This is a genomic window from Mesorhizobium sp. M4A.F.Ca.ET.020.02.1.1 (genome assembly GCF_004022645.1).
Lineage (GTDB): Bacteria > Pseudomonadota > Alphaproteobacteria > Rhizobiales > Rhizobiaceae > Mesorhizobium.
The window spans coordinates 1-17,974 of record NZ_RZOI01000046.1 but is presented as its reverse complement, the minus strand read 5'-3'; the positions used below and the strand labels follow the sequence as shown (position 1 = coordinate 17,974).

Genomic DNA, 17,974 nt, shown 5'->3' with positions numbered 1-17,974 from the left:
GCCCTCGAAAGTGCGCAGGATGTCGCCGGCGCGGGCTGCCAGCGACTGCGCCGTTTCAACCGCACGTGCATCCAGCTTCTGGTCCGCCGCGTCGAAGGTGCCGGCGATCTCACTGGCGCGTGCGGCCAGCTGATCGGCGGTCTCCTGGGCACGGGCGAGCATCGAACTCGATATGTCGTCGTGGCGGGCAAGCAGCGCGCTGGTGGTGTCCTCTGCACGCGCATGCAGGCGGCGATCGGCGTCCTCGAAGGCGCGCGCGATGTCCTCGGCCCTGGCGAGCAGGGCCGACGAGGTCTGTTCTGCGCGTTCGGCGATCTTGCGGTCGGCATCGCTGAAGGCCTGCCCCGCCTGTTCGTGCAGGACGCTGGTGACCTCCATGACCTTCTCGCGCAGGGCGCCGGCGACGAAGACCGCGCTCTTCTCCAGCACGTTGCGGACATTGTCGACGCCGGTCGACAGCGCACGTTCCATGGTTCCGGCGCGTTCCTCGATGATGCCGGTCTGCCGGTTGAAGGCCTGTTCGATCTTCTCGACATCGGCGGCGATCGATGCCGAGATGTCGCCGCTCCTGGCTGCGATCTGGTCGATATGGCCGGACAGCGAACGGTCGACGTCCTTGCGCGTGTCGACGAGCTTCGCCAGATCGTCTTCCAGCGCACGGGACAGCATGTCTCGGCCTTCGGCCAGCTTGCCAACATGACCGGCGATGATGTCGTCGATCTCGCTGCGGCCCGCGGCGAGCTTCTGCAGGTCCGCTTCCAGGGCGCGTTTGAGGATATCGCGACCCTCGGCAAGCTTCTCGACCTGGCCAGCGACCAGCCCGTCGATGCTGGAGCGGCTCTCGGCCAGCTTGGCGAGATCGTCCTCGAGCGCCTTGGAAAGCGCCGATCGATCCTGGGCAAGCCTGTCGCTGTGGCCCTGGAGAAGGCCGTTGACGTTCTCCAGATCGGCTTCCAGCACGCGTGCGAATTCCGCGCGGTTGTCGGTGAGTTTCTGCGACTGGTCGGCAATCGCGCTGCGGATCGTGTTGAGATCGGCTTCCAGGGCGCGCTTGAGGATATCGCGGCCCTCGGCAAGCTTCTCGACTTGGCCGGCGACCAGCCCGTCAATGCTGGAGCGGCTCTCAGCCAGCTTGGCGAGGTCGTCCTCAAGCGCCTTGGCCAGCGTCGAACGGTCCTGGACCAGCCGGTTCTGGTGATCGGCCATGATGCCGTTCACGTTCTGCAGGTCGTCCTGCAGGGCCTGCGACAGCGTCGAGCGATCCTGGACGAGCCGGTTCGTGTGATCCGCTATCAGGCTGTTGACGTTCTGCAGATCGGCTTCCAGGGCCTTGGATAGCTGGCTGCGCTCTTCCGCGACCCGCTCGGAATGACCGGCGATGGCGCCCTTGATCGTGCTGATATCGGCCTCGAGCGCGCGCTTGAGGATATCGCGGCCCTCGGCGAGCTTTTCGACCTGGCCTGCGACCAGCCCGTCGATGCTGGCCCGGCCCTCCGCCAGCTTGGCGAGGTCGGCTTCGAGCGTCTGCGACAGCAAGCTGCGGTCGTCGGCCAGCCTGACGGAATGACCCTCGATCAGGTTCCTGATGCCCGACAGGTCGCTCTCCAGCGAACGGCTGAGCTCACCCCTGTCTTCGGCGAGCTTGGCGGAGTGGGTCTCGATCAGGTTCCTGATGCCGATGATGTCGGTCTCGAGCGCCTTGGCAAGCACGGAGCGGCCTTCGCCGATCTTCTCGACCTGGCCGGCGACCAGCCCATCAATGCTGGCGCGGCTGTCGGCCAGCTTGCTGAGATCGGCTTCCAGGGCACGCGACAGAATGTTGCGCCCCTCGGCGAGCTTCCCGACATGCCCGGCAACCATTTCATCAATGATCGTACGGGCTTGCACGAGTTTTCCTGAGTCTTCATTCAAAGCCTGGGCAAGCCGGTTGCGACCCTCTTCGAGCTGCTCCAGATGGCTGCCGAGCGATGCGTCGATGGCGGCGCGCGATTCGTTGACCTTGCGCAGATCCTCTTCCAGCGCGCGAGCGATAAGGTTGCGGCCCTCCGCCAGCTTCTGCACCTGGTCGGTCACGGCTGCATCGATTCCGGCGCGGCTTTCGGCGAACGTCGCCAGGTCGGCCTGCATGGCGGCAGCCATGCGGTCACGGCTTTCCGAGAGCTTGCGGCTGTGGTTCTCCACCGCTTCCTCGATGCCGACGCGGGCATCCGCGAGCCGCTGGATGTCGCTGTCGAAGGAACGCGACACGACATGGCGGGCGGCTTCCATGCGGCCGGCGAAGTCGCTGGCGCGGGCCTCGAGCATGGAGGAGGTTGACGAGACGATGTCGGCCATGTCCGCGCCGATCTGGGTCTTGCCCTGGTCGATCATCGCCGACAGCTGGTCCTTGCTCTCGGCGAAAGTGTGGGCGATCTCGCGTGCGCGTTCGACCAGCGTCTCGTTGATCTGGCGCGCGCGCGCCTCGAGCGCGGCGTTGAGTTTCTGAGTGCCGGTGTCGAGCGCTTCGGCGCGGGTCTGGAATTCGCTGATCAAAGCCTGGCCGCGCTCGGCCAGCGTGCGCTCTATGCCGCTGAGGCTGTTTTCGAACTCGGAGCTCAGCGTGCGAGCGGCGCCGCCGAGCAGCGAAACCATGCCGCTGGTGCGGTCGTCGAGCAGGTCGGTCAGCGACCGGGTGAGGCCGTCGGTGGTGTCGGTCAGCTTGGCGATACGCGTATCGAGCAGGCTGGCGAAGGCCTCGCCCGAGGTCGACAGCCGGTCGGTGATCGTATCGAGCCGGCCTTCGACAGAATCGAAGATCGACATCGAGCTCTCGTTGATGCGGTCGATCAGCGTGTCGCCGGAATTGTTGATCGTCATCGACAGCTTGGTCGAGGCATTGAGGATCGAGTCGCGGATGATGTCGCTGGCCGAGCCGATCTCGTCCCTAAGCGTCTCATGCGCGCTGGCTATCGAGGCGCGGACGCGCTCGGCATGGGTGACGACGGCTTCGCGCTCGCTGCCGAGACCGTCGACCAGCGAGCGGATGCGGGCTTCGTTCTCCGAATAGGAGCGCTCGATCTGGTTGACTTCGCTGTGCACCAGCGTTTCCAGCTCGACGGCACGCGCCAGCGTGCGTTCGATGCCTTCGCCCATCGCCGCCACCTCGCGGCGCACGGCCTGACCGATCATCATGACGCGGTCCTGGGCAAGGTTCTCCGGCTCGGCCAGGCGGAAGGCCACTTCCGTCATCGACTGCGCCGCAATGCGCATCTCCTGGGCCCGGCGCACCATCGCCGCGAACGCCCAGAACAGGATGACGGGGATGATCGCCGCGACCGCGAGGCCGATCAGCTCGGGGCGGGCGAAGAACTGGTCGACGGGGCGGATTTTCCAGATGCCCGGGCCGAACAGGAGGTTGGCCAGGCCGCCGGCGCCGGCGATCCAGGCCAGCGAAATGAACGCCACGACCCAGTAGATGGTGCTCGACGCGCGCCGGTTGAGACCGTGCAGCAGCGTGCGATAATCCTTCTGGCGGTCATCATTGGCCGGAGTGAAGCCGGCCGGCTGCGCGCCGTTGCGCGTTTCAACCGGACGCAACTCGGCCGGCTTGGGCTTCGCCGCCGGCTGCGTGTTCTGTGCTGGTTTTGCGTTCTGGTTCTGAACGACCGCCGGCTCCTCCTTCTGGCTGCGCCCTTCGCGCGCCAGCTCGTCAGCCGCGGCTGAAATCTGCGCTTCCAGGTCTTCCATCGACGCCGCCATATCGAGGCCGCCGTCGCCATCTCCCTCTACGCTCAAATCCAGGTCGAGCGCCCGTTCGAGTTCCTTGGCTACGTCGCTGTCGAGAGTTCGTGTCGTTGGTTTCTTCGCCATGCCTTCGCTACCCTGTACTAGCTGCCGAGGAACTTATGATTTTGGCCCGAGATTCTGGCTTGTCTTATCCCACGCAGGAGGCTGAAAATGGACCCTCGTATCGTAATGACACACAGGGGTAAAGAAAACCTGCATTCTGGGCGATACGTAAAACTTTAAATATAGGGTTAACGGAGACGTGATTTCGGCGCCTCCCTGTCAACATTTTTTCAGACCAATCATTAACCCGTTTGCTACGGGATTCGCCTAGTTTTCCAGGCAGTCAGACACCTAGGAGCTGCAATATCCATGCGCGGCGAAAGCGGCATTGCCTTTTCCATGCCCGGCGGCGACGTGTCGGGAACGGCCCAGTCACGACCTGTGGATCTCGCGCATCTTTCGCGCCAGACGATGGGCGATCGCGCCCTTGAGCAGGAGGTGCTGGCGCTGTTCGTACAGCAGGCGCTTGCCGTGCGCGACAAGATCCTCGACGCGGACGTCAAGGAGAGGCTGCTCCTGGCGCATGGGCTGAAGGGCTCGGCGCGCGGGGTGGGTGCGTTTGCAATCGCCGATTGCGCCGCGGCCCTCGAAGGCCAGCCCGAAGACATCAAGACCCTCAAGCGGCTCGGCGTGCTAATCGAGGAAGTGCGCGATTTCATTGCCGCCATCAGCCGCTAGGACAATCGCTCAAAAGTGTGCGGCGGTCCCGGGATGGCGACATGCGCGAAACAACAACCTAAGCGCGGCGCCCGCCGGACGCGCTTTGGCCGGATTTCCGAAAAAACGTCACGGCGCGGCGTTTTCGCGCCGCAGTTGACTTGTCCGCCGGAGTGATTATCTCGGCTGGAACTCCCCTTCAGGTGACAAATGACCAAGCTGACCTTCATTGCCAATGACGGCACACAGTTCGACATGGATGCCGAAAACGGCTCGACCGTGATGGAGAACGCCATCCGCAACGCCGTCCCGGGGATAGAGGCCGAGTGCGGCGGCGCCTGCGCCTGCGCAACCTGCCATGTCTATGTCGAAGAGTCCTGGACGGCGGAAGTCGGCGAGCCGGAGGCGATGGAGGAGGACATGCTGGACTTCGCCTATGACGTCCAGCCGAACTCGCGCCTGTCCTGCCAGATCAAGGTGCGCGACGCCCTCGACGGGTTGGTCGTGCGCGTGCCGGCCCGCCAGGGCTGACCCTCGGCCAGCCAAATTTTGCCTTGGCCGCTTGGCAGCAGGCCGTTGCTCATGCAGTCTCGCCCCGGATTGGCAACAAGGCGTATCGCATGAGTGACACGATCAAGACGGACGTACTCATCGTCGGGGCTGGGCCTGTAGGCCTGTTCGCCGTGTTCGAGCTTGGCCTCTTCGACATGAAGTGCCATCTGATCGACATCCTCGACCGGCCCGGCGGCCAGTGCGCGGAGCTCTATCCGGAAAAACCGATCTACGACATTCCCGGCTGGCCGTTGATCACGGCTCAGGGCCTGGTCGATAAGCTGCTCGAGCAGATCCACCCGTTCAAGCCGGAATTCACCTACAATCGCATGGTCTCCAGCCTGGAGAAGCTGGAAGACGGCAGCTTCCGCGTCACCACCGACGAGGACGAGCTGTTCGAGGCCAAGGTGGTGGTGATCGCCGCCGGCGGCGGCTCGTTCCAGCCCAAGCGGCCGCCCATTCCTGGCATCGAAGCCTATGAAGGCAAGAGCGTCTTCTATTCCGTGCGCCGCATGGAGGATTTCCGCGGCCATGACCTCGTCATCGTCGGCGGCGGCGATTCGGCGCTCGACTGGACGCTGAACCTGCAGCCGGTGGCAAGGAGCGTGACGCTGGTCCACCGCCGTCCGGAGTTCCGGGCCGCACCCGACAGCGTCAACAAGATGTACGCCATGCAGGAGATGAAGCAGCTGGATTTCCAGGTCGGCCAGGTGAGCGGCCTGACCGGCGCCGACGGCCAGCTCTCATCGGCGACCATCAAGGGACCTGACGGCGACATCGAGGTGCCATGCACTCGCATGCTGCCCTTCTTCGGCCTGACCATGAAGCTCGGGCCGATCGCGGAGTGGGGACTCAACCTGCATGAGAACCTGATCCCGGTCGACACGGAGAAATTCCAGACCTCGGTCTCCGGCATCTTCGCCGTCGGCGACATCAACTGGTATCCCGGCAAGCTGAAGCTGATCCTGTCGGGGTTCCATGAGGTGGCGTTGATGGCGCAGGCGGCCAAGCGCATCGTCAGCCCCGGCGAACGCATCGTCTTCCAGTACACGACCTCGTCGACCAGCCTGCAGAAGAAGCTCGGCGTCCACGATTGAAGGCTTCGCTACTCGGCCAGCACCGGGGCTGCGGTTTCGGGATGGCCGCGAAGCGTCTTTTCCGGCATCAGCCCGAGCGCGGCAAGCGCCATCAGCAGGATTACCGCCGCGACGAGAAAGATCATCATGAATGCTTCAGCCGAGGCGGCGGCGCCAGCTGAATGCGCGCCTTCGCCGGCCAATGGCAGGCCATAGCCCAGCGCGACCGCGCCCAATATTGCCACCCCAAGGGCGCTGCCCAAAGAGCGAAGGAAGGTGAGCACACCCGTGGCGACACCGAGATGCGCCTGATCGACAGCGTTCTGGACCGAGACAGTCGCAACCGGAAACGTCGTCCCACTGCCGAGGCCAATGCAGGTCGTCAGGATTTCAACGACCAAAAGGGAGGCGTGCCCGGCGACGAGGCTGAGCACCCCAAGGCAGACTATGGCGAAGCTCACTCCGATCATGGCGATCCGCTTGTAATGGACAAAGCGCGGTATCGTGCGCCCGCTGAACGTCGCGCCGGCGACGGTGCCAAGCATCAGCCCGAGCAGCGCAATGCCCGATTCACCGGCCGAAAGCCCGACGATCGACTGCAGGTAGACCGGCAGATAGACCGCCAGGCCGATATTGGCGGCCTGCAGCAGGAACAAGGACAAGGTGCCAGCCAGCACGATCGGGTTGCTGAGCACCTCAAGCGAGATCAGCGGCTCGGCGGCGCGCATGAGCCGCAGCGCAAAAGCGCTCCAGATAACCGCCGAACCGGCGAGCAGCCCGAGGATTTCGCGCGACAGCCAGGGGTAGGCGCTGCCGCCCCAGTTCAGCGCCAGCAGCAGCAGGGCAGTGGTCGCTATCAGCAGCGCCGCGCCGAGACCATCGATACGATGATGTTTTGCCGCGATCGGCAGCTTCTTCAGCGGCTTGTTGATGATTGCCATGGCCAGCAGGCCGAGCGGCAGGTTGATCCAGAAGATCAGCGACCAGTGCAGATGTTCGGCGAAGGTGCCGCCCAAAAGCGGCCCGGCTATGCTGGCGACAGCCCAGGTACCCGCGATCCAGGCCGCGTAACGCGCCCGCTCACGCGGCGGCACGAGGTCTCCGATCACCGTCTGTGCCAGCGCGAACAAGCCACCCCCGCCGGCGCCCTGAATAGCGCGCCCGACGACTAGCACCAGCATGTTGGGCGCCATTGCGCTGACCAGCGATCCGGCGAGAAAGATAAGGATCGCCGCGTAGAGCGTTGGCCTGCGGCCATGAACATCGGAAATCTTGCCATAAAGTGGCGCCATAGCCGTCGCGGTGAGCAGATAGGCGGTCACGATCCACGGCAGATATTCGGCATGGCCGAGCAAATGCGCCATCGTCGGCATGGCCGGGGCGACGATGGTCTGGTCGAGCGCTGCCAGCAGCATCGACAACAGCACGCCGCCGATGATGGCGTTCTTCTCGCTCTCCGTCAGCGGCGACGTCGCTGCAATTGTCGCCGGCTTGTCGACAGCCTGATCCATGGTCTCGTTCTTTCGTGGGCTTGCGCGCACCCTGGGGGCAGGGCGGCCGGCTTGGCCGGTTCGACGCATCCACCGCGTCGATTGGATGTCTCGTGCTCTCAGGCTCCGCCTCAGCGAACCTGACATATGTCGCCCCATATAGGCCGATTTCGACAGGGGCTCGAAAGTTTTTGCCGCCTGGCACTATGCTTCGGCGAAATTGGCCTGCGCCACCGGCGCCCTTGGTGCCGGCGAAAATCAGGCGGGCGGCAGCTGGCCGCTCTCGATGCGCTCGATCCGATAGCGCAGCAGCCGCAGGATGCGGCTTTCGAAGTTGACGCTCTCGACGCGGTCGAAGCGCACCTGGTCCTGGTCGTGCCTGGCGAGTTCGGCCGCGGTGATCTGCGCGGCTCTCGCCTTGGCCTCGGCGCAACTCCGTTGCGGATAGCTCGCCTTCAGCGCATCCTCCAGTTGCCTGGCATGGTTCTTGGCGATCTCGACATGGCGTTCCTCATGGCGCTTGATGTCGGCCGACAGCGTGTCCCAGAACAGCTTCACGTCGGCATCCGCTTTGCGCGAGCGGCGCCATTCCGGAAGGATCACCTTGACCTTGACGGTCACGATGGCGTCGGCGATGCGGCAGGAGCCAGGGCTTTCCGCATAGCTGACGCGGGTGGTGAACGCCATTTGCGTCGCGCCCGGGTGTCGCGAGCCGGTGCTTTTCACCTGCGGTCCGTGCTTGGAAAGCTGCGTCTCGATATCGTCCAGCGTGCGGCCGCCAATGGCGAAGTAGCTGTAGGTCTTGACCAGATTGGCCGCGCCGGCCGGCAGGGCCATCAAAGCGAGCATCAGGGCGCAAGCGAGCGAACGTTTCATCATGTTGCCTCTTCGGCCACCTTGCTTTACGGCCGCTCTCGGCGCAACGGATTTGATTTCCAGCGGGATCACAAGATGGTTGACGGACGATGACGACGAGGCGATGGCAGCTGGCGCATGGACGCCATCTCGACCTTGGCGGCAAGGCCGTCGTGGTCGGCATCCTCAACGTCACGCCGGACAGTTTTTCCGATGGCGGGCTGTTCGCCGCGCGCGACGCGGCGCTCGACCAGGCGCGCCGCATGGTGGAGGAGGGCGCCGCCGTCATCGATGTCGGCGGCGAATCGACCAGGCCAGGCGCGTCAGCCGTGACCGGCCAGGAAGAGCAGGCACGCGTCCTGCCGGTCATCGAGGCGCTCGCCAAATCTGGCGAAGCGCTGATCTCGGTCGACACCTATCGCGAGGACACCGCGCGTCTGGCCGTCGCCGCCGGCGCGCATATCGTCAACGATGTCTGGGGCCTGCAGCGCGAGCCGGGCATTGCCCGCGTCGCCGCCGAAAACGGCGCCGGCCTCGTCATCATGCACACCGGGCGCGGCAGGCGAAAGCTGCCCGACGTCATCGATGATCAGCTTTTCTTTCTCAGGAAATCGCTGCAGATCGCGCGGGCCGGCGGCATCGCCGACGATCAGATCGTGCTCGATCCCGGCTTCGGCTTCGCCAAGGAAACGGCGGAGGAAAACCTCGATCTGATGGCGCGGTTTTCCGAGCTCCATGCGCTGGGTTACCCGCTGATGGCCGGCACATCGCGAAAGCGCTTCATCGGTGCGGTGACCGGGCGGGACGCCCTCGGGCGCGGGGCCGGAACAGCGGCGACCAGCGTCATTTTGAGATTGAAAGGCGCGCATCTATTTCGCGTCCACGATGTCGCAATCAACGTGGATGCGCTGGCGCTGGCCGATGCTATGCTGGCGCGTGAAACCGACCCCTCCGGACGCTGAGCCATGTATGTCATCCGCATGAAGAACTGCGCCTTCTTTGCCCGGCACGGCGTGCTGGACGAGGAGGAGACGCTCGGCCAGCGTTTTTACGTCGACGCGGCGCTGACCGTCGAGCCGGGCCGGGCGCTCGTCGAGGATTCCATCGAGGACACCGTCAACTATGGCGTCGCCTTCGCGGTGATCGAGAAGATCATCACCGGGCACCGGCGTTTCCTGATCGAGGCGCTGGCGCTGGAAGTGGCCAAGGCGCTGACGGCGGGGTTTCCGCAAATCAAGAGAGCCGAGATCACCGTGCGCAAGCCCAACGCGCCGGTGCCCGGCGTGCTCGACCATGTCGAGGTGACAGTTGTCTGGCCCGAATAACACGGTCTACCTCAGCCTTGGCGGCAATCTTGGCGATCCCGCCCGATCGATGGCGGCAGCACTGCGCCTTCTGGATGGCGACGACAAGACAAGCGTCGTCGCTGTGTCCTCGCTCTACCGCACGCCGCCCTGGGGCAAGCTCGACCAGCCCGATTTCCTCAATGCCGCCGCCACGATCACGACCGGACTCGCCCCGCGCGAACTGCTCGACCTTTGCCTCGACGCGGAGCGCCGGCTGAAGCGGGTGCGCGAGGAGCGCTGGGGGCCGCGGCTGATCGATATCGACATATTGGTGTTCGGCGACCGGATCATCCACGAGACTGGTCTGGACGTGCCGCATCCGCGCATGCTGGAGCGCGCCTTCGTGCTGGCGCCCCTGGCCGAAATCGCGCCGGAGCTGGCGATAGGCGGCAAGAGCGTCTCGGAACGCCTCGGCACCGTCGACATTTCGGGCATCGAGCGCTTGCCGTCCGGCCGCGACTGGTGGCTGGAATAGGAACAGCGGACCGACGGCGGCAGTTGGCTGAAGTCAGCCGGAAAAGCCGCCGTCGTCGAGGAAGGCCTGTTCCTCCGGTGTCGTCTCGCGGCCAAGCATGCGGTTACGGTGCGGGAAGCGGCCGAAGCGCTGGATGATCTCGCGGTGCTCGACCGCATATTTCAGATAGGGTTGGGCACTGGTGGATGTGAGCTCCACCGAGCGCGCCTGGTCGACGAGCAGCTCCGAATGCTCGAAGGGCAGATAGAGGAAGAAGCGAATGTCCTCTTCGAGCGCCAGGTCATGGCCGGCGGCGATCGCCTTGCCGGCGAAATGGCGCGCCAGCGGATCGGTTGCGTACATATGGCCGGTGCCGCGAAAGCAGTTGCGCGGAAACTGGTCGAGCAGGACCATCAGCGCCAGCGAACCCTCGGCGTGTTCACACCAGTCGTCGCATTCGCGCCGTGCGGCGGCGAAGTGCAGGTCGAGAAACCGGTTGCGGAATTCCGCGTCGAAGGCATCGTTCTTCTCGAACCAGGCATCCTCGCCGGCATCGCGCCAGAATGCGGTGACGGCGAGCGCCCGTTTGTCCAGTTCAGCCATCTCTCTATTCCTCCGCGGGCTCGGATTTGCTCAGCACGCCGGCCGTCTCCTCGTTGAGCGCCTGGCCGGTGCGGCGCGGCGGCGTCAGCGGCGTTGGGATCGGCGTGCCTATATTGCCTTTCAGGAAGCGCTGTCCGGCGCGCACTCCTTCTGCCAGCTGCGTCTCGAAGCGGGCGGTGTCGCGGCGGCGGACATCTTCGATCACCTCTGCGACGTCTTCCGGATCGACGCCAAGCGCTTCGAGCGCCGAGCCGCCGAAGCCCAGCGCCGATTCGAATGTCTCGCGCAGCTGGTAGTCGACGCCGGCGCGAATGAGCTGCAGGGCGGTGCCGCGATCAAAGGCGCGCGCCAGGATCGTGACCAGCGGGAATTCGGCCTTGATCAATTGCGCGATGCGGACCGCCGCTTCCGGCTTGTCGACGCAGATCAGCACCGCACGCGCCCGCCCGGCGCCGGCCGCGTGCAGGATGTCCAGCCGGGTGCCGTCGCCGTAATAGACCTTGAAGCCGAAATCGGCCGCAGCCTGGATCATCTCGACCTCGTTGTCGATGATCGAGACATCGATGCCGCGCAGCAGCAGCGGCTGCGAGGCTATCTGGCCGAAACGGCCGAAGCCGATGATCAGCACGCTGCCGGAAAGGCCTTCGGCGACATCGACTCCTTCGAGTGACTGCTCGTCGCGCGGCGTCACGTAGCGCAGCGCAACGATAGCGAGCGGCGTCAGTACCATGGAAATGATGACAATTGCCGTCAGCGTCGCATTGGCCTGGCCGTCGATGATGCCGACCGCAGCCGCCGCCGAATACAGAACGAAAGCGAATTCGCCGCCCTGCGCCATGAACACGGCGCGTTCCAGCGCCTCACGGTGACCGGTCTTCAGCATGCGGGCGACGAGGTAGATGCCAAGCGCCTTCATCACCATGTAGGCGACGACGTAGATGGCCACCAGCCGCCAGTTGGCGGCCACAACATGCAAGTCGAGCGACATGCCGACAGCAAGGAAGAACAGGCCGAGCAGTATGCCCCGGAACGGTTCGATGTCGGCCTCCAGTTGGTGACGGAAGGTCGATTCGGAAAGCAGTACGCCGGCGAGGAACGCACCCATCGCCATCGACAGGCCCGAAAGCTGCATGGCAAGCGCCGACCCCAGCACCACCAGCAGCGCGGCCGCCGTCATCACCTCGCGGGCGCGCGCTTCCGCCAGGATGCGGAAGAACGGATTGAGCAGATAACGGCCGGCCACCACCAGGCCGACGATCGCGGCAAGGCCGATACCGACCTCGGTCAGCCGCTGCGACAGGCTCATCTCGGCACCGCCGGGCGCCAGGAAGGCGATCAGCGCCAGCAGCGGCACGATCGCCAGATCCTCCAGCAGCAGGATGGAAACGATGCGCTGGCCTTTGGGTGTCGCGATCTCGCCGCGTTCCTCCAGAAGTTGCATGACGATCGCCGTCGAGGTCAGCACGAAACCGGCGCCGGCGACGAAGGATTGCGCAACCGGAAAGCCGCCGGCCAGTCCGACGCTGGTGAGCAGCGCCGCGCAGACGCCGACCTGCAGCGCGCCGAGGCCGAAGATCTCGCGGCGCAGCCCCCAGAGCCGCGACGGCTGCATCTCCAGCCCGATGATGAACAGGAACATGACGACGCCGAGCTCGGCGACGTGAAGGATGGCTTCCGATTCGGAGAAGACTCTAAGGCCGAACGGGCCGATGACCACGCCGGCGGCGAGGTAGCCGAGGATGGAGCCGAGCCCCATGCGCTTGAAGATCGGGACGGCGACCACGCCGGCCGCGAGCAGCGCCACCACTTGGATCAGATCGCTGCCTGATGTTTCCGCCGCCATGCCGCCTTTTCCGTTTCTGCAGGCTACCTCGCATGTCGTGGGGTCGGGAGGCAAGGCTAGGGGCATCGACCGGCGGCAAACAACACGAATCCGGCCTCTGCCTGTGTTGCAGGCGCGTTACACAAGTTTATGCGGTGCACGCGTTGCGTGCTGCCACAATCGACAGTTAAGGGACGCTTGGCTTCGGCCATGGGAGGGAGCGGCGATCAAGCCGCTGCCTTTTTTTGAGGAGATGACTGACATGAAGAAGTTTTTGCTCGTTGCCGTGGGTGTTGCGGCGCTTGCTGGTTCGGCCTGCTCGAAGGCGCCTGAGTGCACCGCCGAAATGGCGACCAAGAAGGCGCAGGACATGACTGCCGCGCTGCAGGAAGCGATCACCAAGGATCCGTCCAAGGCAGCCGACCTGTCGGCCAAGGTGCAGGCTGTGACGGACAAGTACAAGGACGCCTCGACTTTGGCCGAGGCCTGCAAGGCCTATGACGAAGTGACCGCCGCCATCAAGGGCTGAGCGTCCGAATCGAAACGGGCTAGGCGGTGGCCCGAGGCCGCCGCCTTTTTCGTTGCTGTTGTTGGATATCAGTTCGGAGCGATCGAGCCGACCTCGACTGTGTCGACCCGCTTCAGGCTCATGCCGATCACCGGCACCAACTGCTTGTTGACGCGCACGGCGACCGTCACCGTCATCGAATTGTCGTCCGGGATGCGCGCCTGCATGACACCGTTCAATTGATTGCGGTTGATGGTGAACACGACCTTCTGGGTGTCGACGACATTGCCGCCGATAATGTCGAGCCCATTGCCGGACGATCCACCCATAAAGTTACCCTTGTAGCCTTCGCGACCCTTGCGTTCGACGGTCGCGGACATCTTCTGCGTGAACACGCCGACCCGGCAATCGCCGTCGAGCGTCATCCCGGTCTTGCCGTCAGGCGTCGTGCCATTGAAATTGCAGGTGAATTTCGTGCCCTTGTACTTGCCGGCGACGATTTCGCCCGGGCCGACCCACCTGCCTTCGACCGACTGGAAGAACTGCTTGTCGGGCTCTGCGCCAAAGGCCTTTTCGGCAAAACTCAAAGGTGCCGCAACCGCGACCGCGAAAGACAGGACGCAGGACAGATTTACACTTTTCATAGACGACACCCGGCAGCAAGGACGCTGTTTGCTAGACGTGTCAGACCATGAACAAGATTGGTTAATGCTTCGTCACTTGGCCGCGCCGATTACTTGCCGGAGGCCGAAGTTTCACCGTCTTTTCTTGCCGCGAACGATGTCAGCGCGGAGAGGAAATCGCTCAGTCCCGGCCGCCTGACGGCGATGAAGGGCAGGGGCCTGGCCGTTTCCATCGCCGCGATGCCGATTCGTGCCGTCATCATGCCGTTGACGACGCCTTCGCCGAGCTTCGCCGAAAGCCTCGCGGCAAGGCCGTGACCGACGATCTGCTGCACGAAACTGTCGCCGACGGCGATCGAGCCGGTGACCGCCAGATGGGCAAGGACGCTGCGCGCCAGCCGGAAGAAGCCAAGCGTGCCCGGCCGGCCGCCATAGAGCTCCGAGAGGCGGCGAATGAGCCGCCCGGCCTCGAACACGACATAGGCGACGTCGACGAGGGCGCGCGGACTAACAGCTGTGACCAGCGACACACGCTTTGCCGCTTCGAGGATCATCACCCTGGCGCGGGCATCGAGCGGGCCGAGGATCTCGGTCTCGGCGAGCCGCACCAGATTGCCGCCGTCGATGATCTCGCCGCGCAGCCCGGCGAGCGAGCGCCTGCCGGCCGCGGTCTCCGGCTTGGCTGCGACGAAGGCAGAAAGCTCGTCGACGACGGAGCGCGCAGCCTTCGGGTCGTCTCTGGAGACGGCGTCGAGCGCGCGCCGTTGCAGCTTCTCGACCTCGGCGAGGCGGGCAATGGCCAGGAATTCGCGCACCAGGATGATGATGAGCGCGAACACCGCGATCGCCGCCATGCCGGCGGCCAGCCAGCCCAGCCATTCGGCGCGTTCGAACAGGTCGCGGATGAGCTGGTCCGTCCACAGGCCGACCGCTAGCGAAACCAGCACGCCCACGGCGCCGAAGAACAGGCGGGCGAGCAGGGAACGCTTGCGCGGCGCGCTGGCCGGCGGCGGTTCGGCCGCGACCAGGTTCGGTTCGTCGAAGACGTCGATCTCGGAAGGAATGACGACGGCGGCACCGGCCTTCGCCGCGCGCGGTTTGCGCGCAGGCTCCGCCTCGGCGTGGCGCTTCGGCGCCTCCTGGCTCGCTTCCGGCTCGATGCGGAAGGCAGCGGGTCTGCGGGGCGCGCTCATGCGAGGTGATCTCCGATCAGGAACTGCAGCGCGCGGTCGAGCCTTATATGCGGCAGCGACAGCGTCACGCCCTCGGCCGTGCGTTCGAGCTTCGGCGGGCGAAAACGCACGAAGCGGATCGCCAGCTCGCCGCCGTCCGGCGGCTGCGTTTCGGAGGCTCGAAACACTGCATCGACTTTCTCCGGCAAATCACCGGGAAATATGGCTGTTTCGGTCTTCCCGTCGAATGCCTCGCCGTTGATCTTCTCGCCTTTCAGCGGCATGCCGATGATGACGGGCAAGGTCTCGCGGCCCTGCTTGACCGTGCCCTCGCGGGTGGCGCGCACCGCCGCCATGGCGACCACGTCAACATCGGCGCCGGTGAAGTTCGCCCGCGCCACCGCGCGGTCGGCAAGCCGGCGCACGATCGCCTGTAGCCGGTCATGGCTTACATGATGCAGGTGATCGGCCTTGGTTGCCGCCACCAGGATACGGTCGATGCGCCGTGAAAACAGGTCGGTGAGGAAATTACCGCGGCCGGGGCGGAAGCAGGCGAGGATTTCGGTGACGGCACGCTCCAGGTCGGCCATGGCGGCCGGGCCGGCGTTCAGCGCCTGCATGGCGTCGATCAGCACGATCTGGCGGTCGAGCCGCGTGATGTGCTCGCGGAAGAACGGTTTCACCACATGCGTCTTGTAGGCCTCGTAGCGCCGCTCCATCATCGCCTGCAGCGAACCGGGGCGGGGCCGCCGCTCGGCCAGTGCCGGCAACGGCGCGAAGGTCAGCGCGGGCGAGCCGTCGAGGTCGCCGGGCATCAGGAAACGGCCGGGCGGCAAGGTCGACAGCGCGCGCTCGTCGAGCTTGCACGCCTTGAGATAGGCCGAAAAGGCCTCGGCAAGCCGGCGCGCCGTCATCTCGTCGGCATCGGCGTTGGGATCGATCTGAGCGGCGAGCGTCCGCCAACCCTCGGATAGATCGGCGCGCACGGGCAGTGCCGCCATCTCCATCGCCTCGCGCGAGAAATCGGCGAAGGATTTGCCGAGCAGCGGCAGGTCAAGCAGCCATTCGCCTGGGTAGTCGACGATGTCGAGCGACAATTTTCCAGCCGAAAACATACGGTTCCAGCCGGAAGCTGATTCGTATTCGATGGTCAGCCGGAGCTCGGAAATGGCGCGCGTCGAGTCTGGCCAGACACGGTCGTTGACCAGCGCCGCGACATGATCCTCGTACTGGAAGCGGGGAACGGCATCGTCGGGCTGCTCTTCGAGGAAGGCGCGCGCGATGCGCCCCGATTTCTGCGCTTCGAACAGCGGCAGGCGCCCGCCATGGATCAGGTTGTGGACAAGCGCAGAGATGAACACCGTCTTGCCGGCGCGGGAAAGGCCGGTGACCCCCAGCCTCAGCGACGGCGAAAAGAGCTCGGCGGCGCGCCCTGAGAGCGTGTCGAGAGCGATCTTCGCCTCGTCGGTGAAAGTGGTCAGCGATGATGCCAAAACATGCTCTCTGAGGGCCGGTCGGTTCCCGATATAGGCACTCAGGCGGCGGTTTGGAATGGCGCCGCCAATTTGCGTCTCAGAGATCGGCCGGTGTCAGAAAGGCCTCGAGATAGCCGCTGCCTTGCTCGGCATGGGCAAGATCGCCTGGAAAGCGCACGACGGCGAGGCCCGAGGTGGGGAAACCGTGGTTCAGCATGCCACGCGCGGCTTCCTCGCCGTCGCCCGAAACCGCCATGGCGAGATCCTCCGTCATCGGATTGTGGCCGATGACCAGAAGCGAGCCCGCCCCGCCATTGTCGCGGATGATGGCGAGATAGCCGGCGGCGTCCTCGCTGTAGAGCGTGTCGAAGAACAGCACCCGCCCGGTATCTGTCTGGCCGGCCAGTCCCTCCAGGGTCTGGCGAGCCCGTTTTGCGTTGGAGCAAAGGGTCAGGTCGGGCACGTAGTTGCGGCTGCGCATGGCTGCCCCGATCGCCTCGGCATCGGCGATGCCGGAGGCATCGAGCGGACGGTCGAAGTCGCGTACGCCGGGCAGCGCCCATCCGGCCTTGGCATGTCTCAACAGGTAGAGTTTGCTCACCGCTCCCCCAAAATGCCTTGTTGGCACAATGGGATTAGCCACGAGAAAGGCATGGCGCACAATGGCCAATAGCCTTCAACCACAACGAATCATGGATGAATTCGAGTTCCGCCCGCAAGCATAAAGATATCATGGTCAGCTGTGAGCCCGATATTACATTTGCGTGAAACGGTCGCCGATTGCGCTTGTGCAGGCTTCTCTGCGCGAATATATAGGCGCCAAATTTGGGGTTGTTGGGTGAGTCGAATGAACGACATCGTTACCGCCGATTACGTACCCTCCGAAGACGAGCCGTTCATGAACGAACGGCAGAAATCCTACTTTCGCATGAAGCTCGTCGCCTGGAAGAACGACATTTTGCGCGAAGCGCGCGAAACCCTCGAAATCCTGCAGCAGGAAAACGCCAACCATCCCGACCTCGCCGACCGCGCCTCCTCGGAAACCGACCGAGCCATTGAACTCCGCGCCCGCGATCGTCAGCGCAAGCTCATCTCGAAAATCGATTCCGCGCTCCAGCGCATGGATGAAGGCACTTACGGCTATTGCGAGGAGACTGGCGAGCCGATTGCCCTGAAGCGGCTCGATGCGCGTCCGATCGCGACCCTGTCGATCGAGGCGCAGGAGCGCCACGAGCGCCGCGAGAAGGTCTATCGCGACGACTGACCCGCGAACGATCGTCCCGGAATCGTTAATGGCCGGGCGACCGGCCATTTTGTGCGGGCGCGGCCGTGCCTCCTCGATGCCCAATCCGTGTTGCCGGATTTGACTTTTGCTACCGCTTCTGGCTGGCAAGTTCGCCGAGTAGCTTCGTCATTTCGTCGTCGAGCGATGACGGCGCCTTCGCCGCCGGTTTGCTCGCATGTGAATCGTCGAGCGAAACCTCGAGTTCCTGCATCAGCGTATCGTCTATGG

At 64.6% G+C, this 17,974-nt stretch carries 16 protein-coding genes and 1 pseudogene; 8 read left to right on the top strand and 9 right to left on the bottom strand.

Annotation, left to right across the window (positions count from 1 at the left end; all coding sequences use genetic code 11):
* A pseudogene (locus EN742_RS05705) lies at positions 1-3,849 on the bottom strand (kinesin); the annotation flags it as partial.
* Between the two features lie 288 nt (positions 3,850-4,137).
* Here EN742_RS05705 and EN742_RS05700 point away from each other — a divergent pair.
* The 3 genes from EN742_RS05700 to EN742_RS05690 all read left to right on the top strand — a co-directional run bounded on the left by EN742_RS05700 (position 4,138) and on the right by EN742_RS05690 (position 6,134).
* Complete coding sequence (locus tag EN742_RS05700) at positions 4,138-4,506, top strand: Hpt domain-containing protein (RefSeq protein ID WP_127407480.1); 369 nt, start codon at positions 4,138-4,140, stop codon at positions 4,504-4,506.
* Between the two features lie 189 nt (positions 4,507-4,695).
* Positions 4,696-5,016: a 2Fe-2S iron-sulfur cluster-binding protein gene (locus EN742_RS05695; protein ID WP_127407481.1), complete on the top strand. Its 321-nt coding sequence runs from the start codon at positions 4,696-4,698 to the stop codon at positions 5,014-5,016.
* 89 nt (positions 5,017-5,105) lie between these two features.
* Positions 5,106-6,134 (top strand): NAD(P)/FAD-dependent oxidoreductase, encoded by a 1,029-nt coding sequence (locus EN742_RS05690; RefSeq protein WP_128332521.1) that lies wholly within the window; start codon positions 5,106-5,108, stop codon positions 6,132-6,134.
* 8 nt (positions 6,135-6,142) lie between these two features.
* Here EN742_RS05690 and EN742_RS05685 read toward each other — a convergent pair whose 3' ends face one another.
* Positions 6,143-7,624, bottom strand: a complete 1,482-nt coding sequence (locus tag EN742_RS05685; protein ID WP_128332520.1) for an MDR family MFS transporter — start codon at positions 7,622-7,624, stop codon at positions 6,143-6,145.
* 237 nt (positions 7,625-7,861) lie between these two features.
* Positions 7,862-8,482: a DUF922 domain-containing protein gene (locus tag EN742_RS05680; RefSeq protein WP_128332519.1), complete on the bottom strand. Its 621-nt coding sequence runs from the start codon at positions 8,480-8,482 to the stop codon at positions 7,862-7,864.
* Positions 8,483-8,568: 86 nt separating this feature from the next.
* On the opposite strand from EN742_RS05680, the gene folP reads away from it, so the two are divergent.
* The 3 genes from folP to folK are packed head-to-tail and all read left to right on the top strand — an operon-like array spanning position 8,569 to position 10,279.
* A complete protein-coding gene (gene folP, locus EN742_RS05675) occupies positions 8,569-9,420 on the top strand; it encodes a dihydropteroate synthase (RefSeq protein ID WP_127407770.1) in 852 nt (283 codons plus the stop codon).
* A gap of 3 nt (positions 9,421-9,423) precedes the next feature.
* The gene (gene folB / locus EN742_RS05670; protein ID WP_126054780.1) at positions 9,424-9,783 is read left to right on the top strand and encodes a dihydroneopterin aldolase; all 360 of its coding nucleotides are present in this window, start codon (positions 9,424-9,426) and stop codon (positions 9,781-9,783) included.
* Positions 9,767-10,279 carry a 2-amino-4-hydroxy-6-hydroxymethyldihydropteridine diphosphokinase gene (gene folK, locus EN742_RS05665; RefSeq protein WP_126054779.1) on the top strand — a complete coding sequence of 171 codons (513 nt, stop codon included), beginning with the start codon at positions 9,767-9,769 and terminating at the stop codon, positions 10,277-10,279. The genes folB and folK overlap by 17 nt, the downstream gene beginning before the upstream one ends.
* 33 nt (positions 10,280-10,312) lie before the next feature.
* Here folK and EN742_RS05660 read toward each other — a convergent pair whose 3' ends face one another.
* Both EN742_RS05660 and EN742_RS05655 read right to left on the bottom strand, forming a co-directional pair.
* Positions 10,313-10,861, bottom strand: a complete 549-nt coding sequence (locus tag EN742_RS05660) for a DUF924 family protein (RefSeq protein WP_126054778.1) — start codon at positions 10,859-10,861, stop codon at positions 10,313-10,315.
* 4 nt (positions 10,862-10,865) lie between these two features.
* The gene (locus EN742_RS05655; RefSeq protein ID WP_127406025.1) at positions 10,866-12,704 is read right to left on the bottom strand and encodes a monovalent cation:proton antiporter-2 (CPA2) family protein; all 1,839 of its coding nucleotides are present in this window, start codon (positions 12,702-12,704) and stop codon (positions 10,866-10,868) included.
* Positions 12,705-12,945: 241 nt separating this feature from the next.
* On the opposite strand from EN742_RS05655, the gene EN742_RS05650 reads away from it, so the two are divergent.
* Positions 12,946-13,212 carry a hypothetical protein gene (locus EN742_RS05650; RefSeq protein WP_126054776.1) on the top strand — a complete coding sequence of 89 codons (267 nt, stop codon included), beginning with the start codon at positions 12,946-12,948 and terminating at the stop codon, positions 13,210-13,212.
* A 68-nt stretch (positions 13,213-13,280) separates the two neighbouring features.
* On the opposite strand, the gene EN742_RS05645 is transcribed toward EN742_RS05650, so the two are convergent.
* The 4 genes from EN742_RS05645 to EN742_RS05630 all read right to left on the bottom strand — a co-directional run bounded on the left by EN742_RS05645 (position 13,281) and on the right by EN742_RS05630 (position 17,062).
* Positions 13,281-13,835, bottom strand: coding sequence for a hypothetical protein (locus EN742_RS05645; RefSeq protein WP_127406024.1), 555 nt, complete (start codon positions 13,833-13,835; stop codon positions 13,281-13,283).
* Between the two features lie 89 nt (positions 13,836-13,924).
* Positions 13,925-15,007: a TIGR01620 family protein gene (locus EN742_RS05640; RefSeq protein ID WP_126054774.1), complete on the bottom strand. Its 1,083-nt coding sequence runs from the start codon at positions 15,005-15,007 to the stop codon at positions 13,925-13,927.
* Complete coding sequence (locus EN742_RS05635; RefSeq protein ID WP_127406023.1) at positions 15,004-16,479, bottom strand: YcjX family protein; 1,476 nt, start codon at positions 16,477-16,479, stop codon at positions 15,004-15,006. Before EN742_RS05635 ends, EN742_RS05640 begins: the two co-directional genes overlap by 4 nt.
* Before the next feature lie 79 nt (positions 16,480-16,558).
* Positions 16,559-17,062, bottom strand: coding sequence for a histidine phosphatase family protein (locus EN742_RS05630; RefSeq protein ID WP_126054772.1), 504 nt, complete (start codon positions 17,060-17,062; stop codon positions 16,559-16,561).
* Between the two features lie 246 nt (positions 17,063-17,308).
* On the opposite strand from EN742_RS05630, the gene dksA reads away from it, so the two are divergent.
* Positions 17,309-17,725 carry an RNA polymerase-binding protein DksA gene (dksA, locus tag EN742_RS05625; RefSeq protein WP_128332518.1) on the top strand — a complete coding sequence of 139 codons (417 nt, stop codon included), beginning with the start codon at positions 17,309-17,311 and terminating at the stop codon, positions 17,723-17,725.
* Positions 17,726-17,974 lie beyond the last annotated feature (249 nt).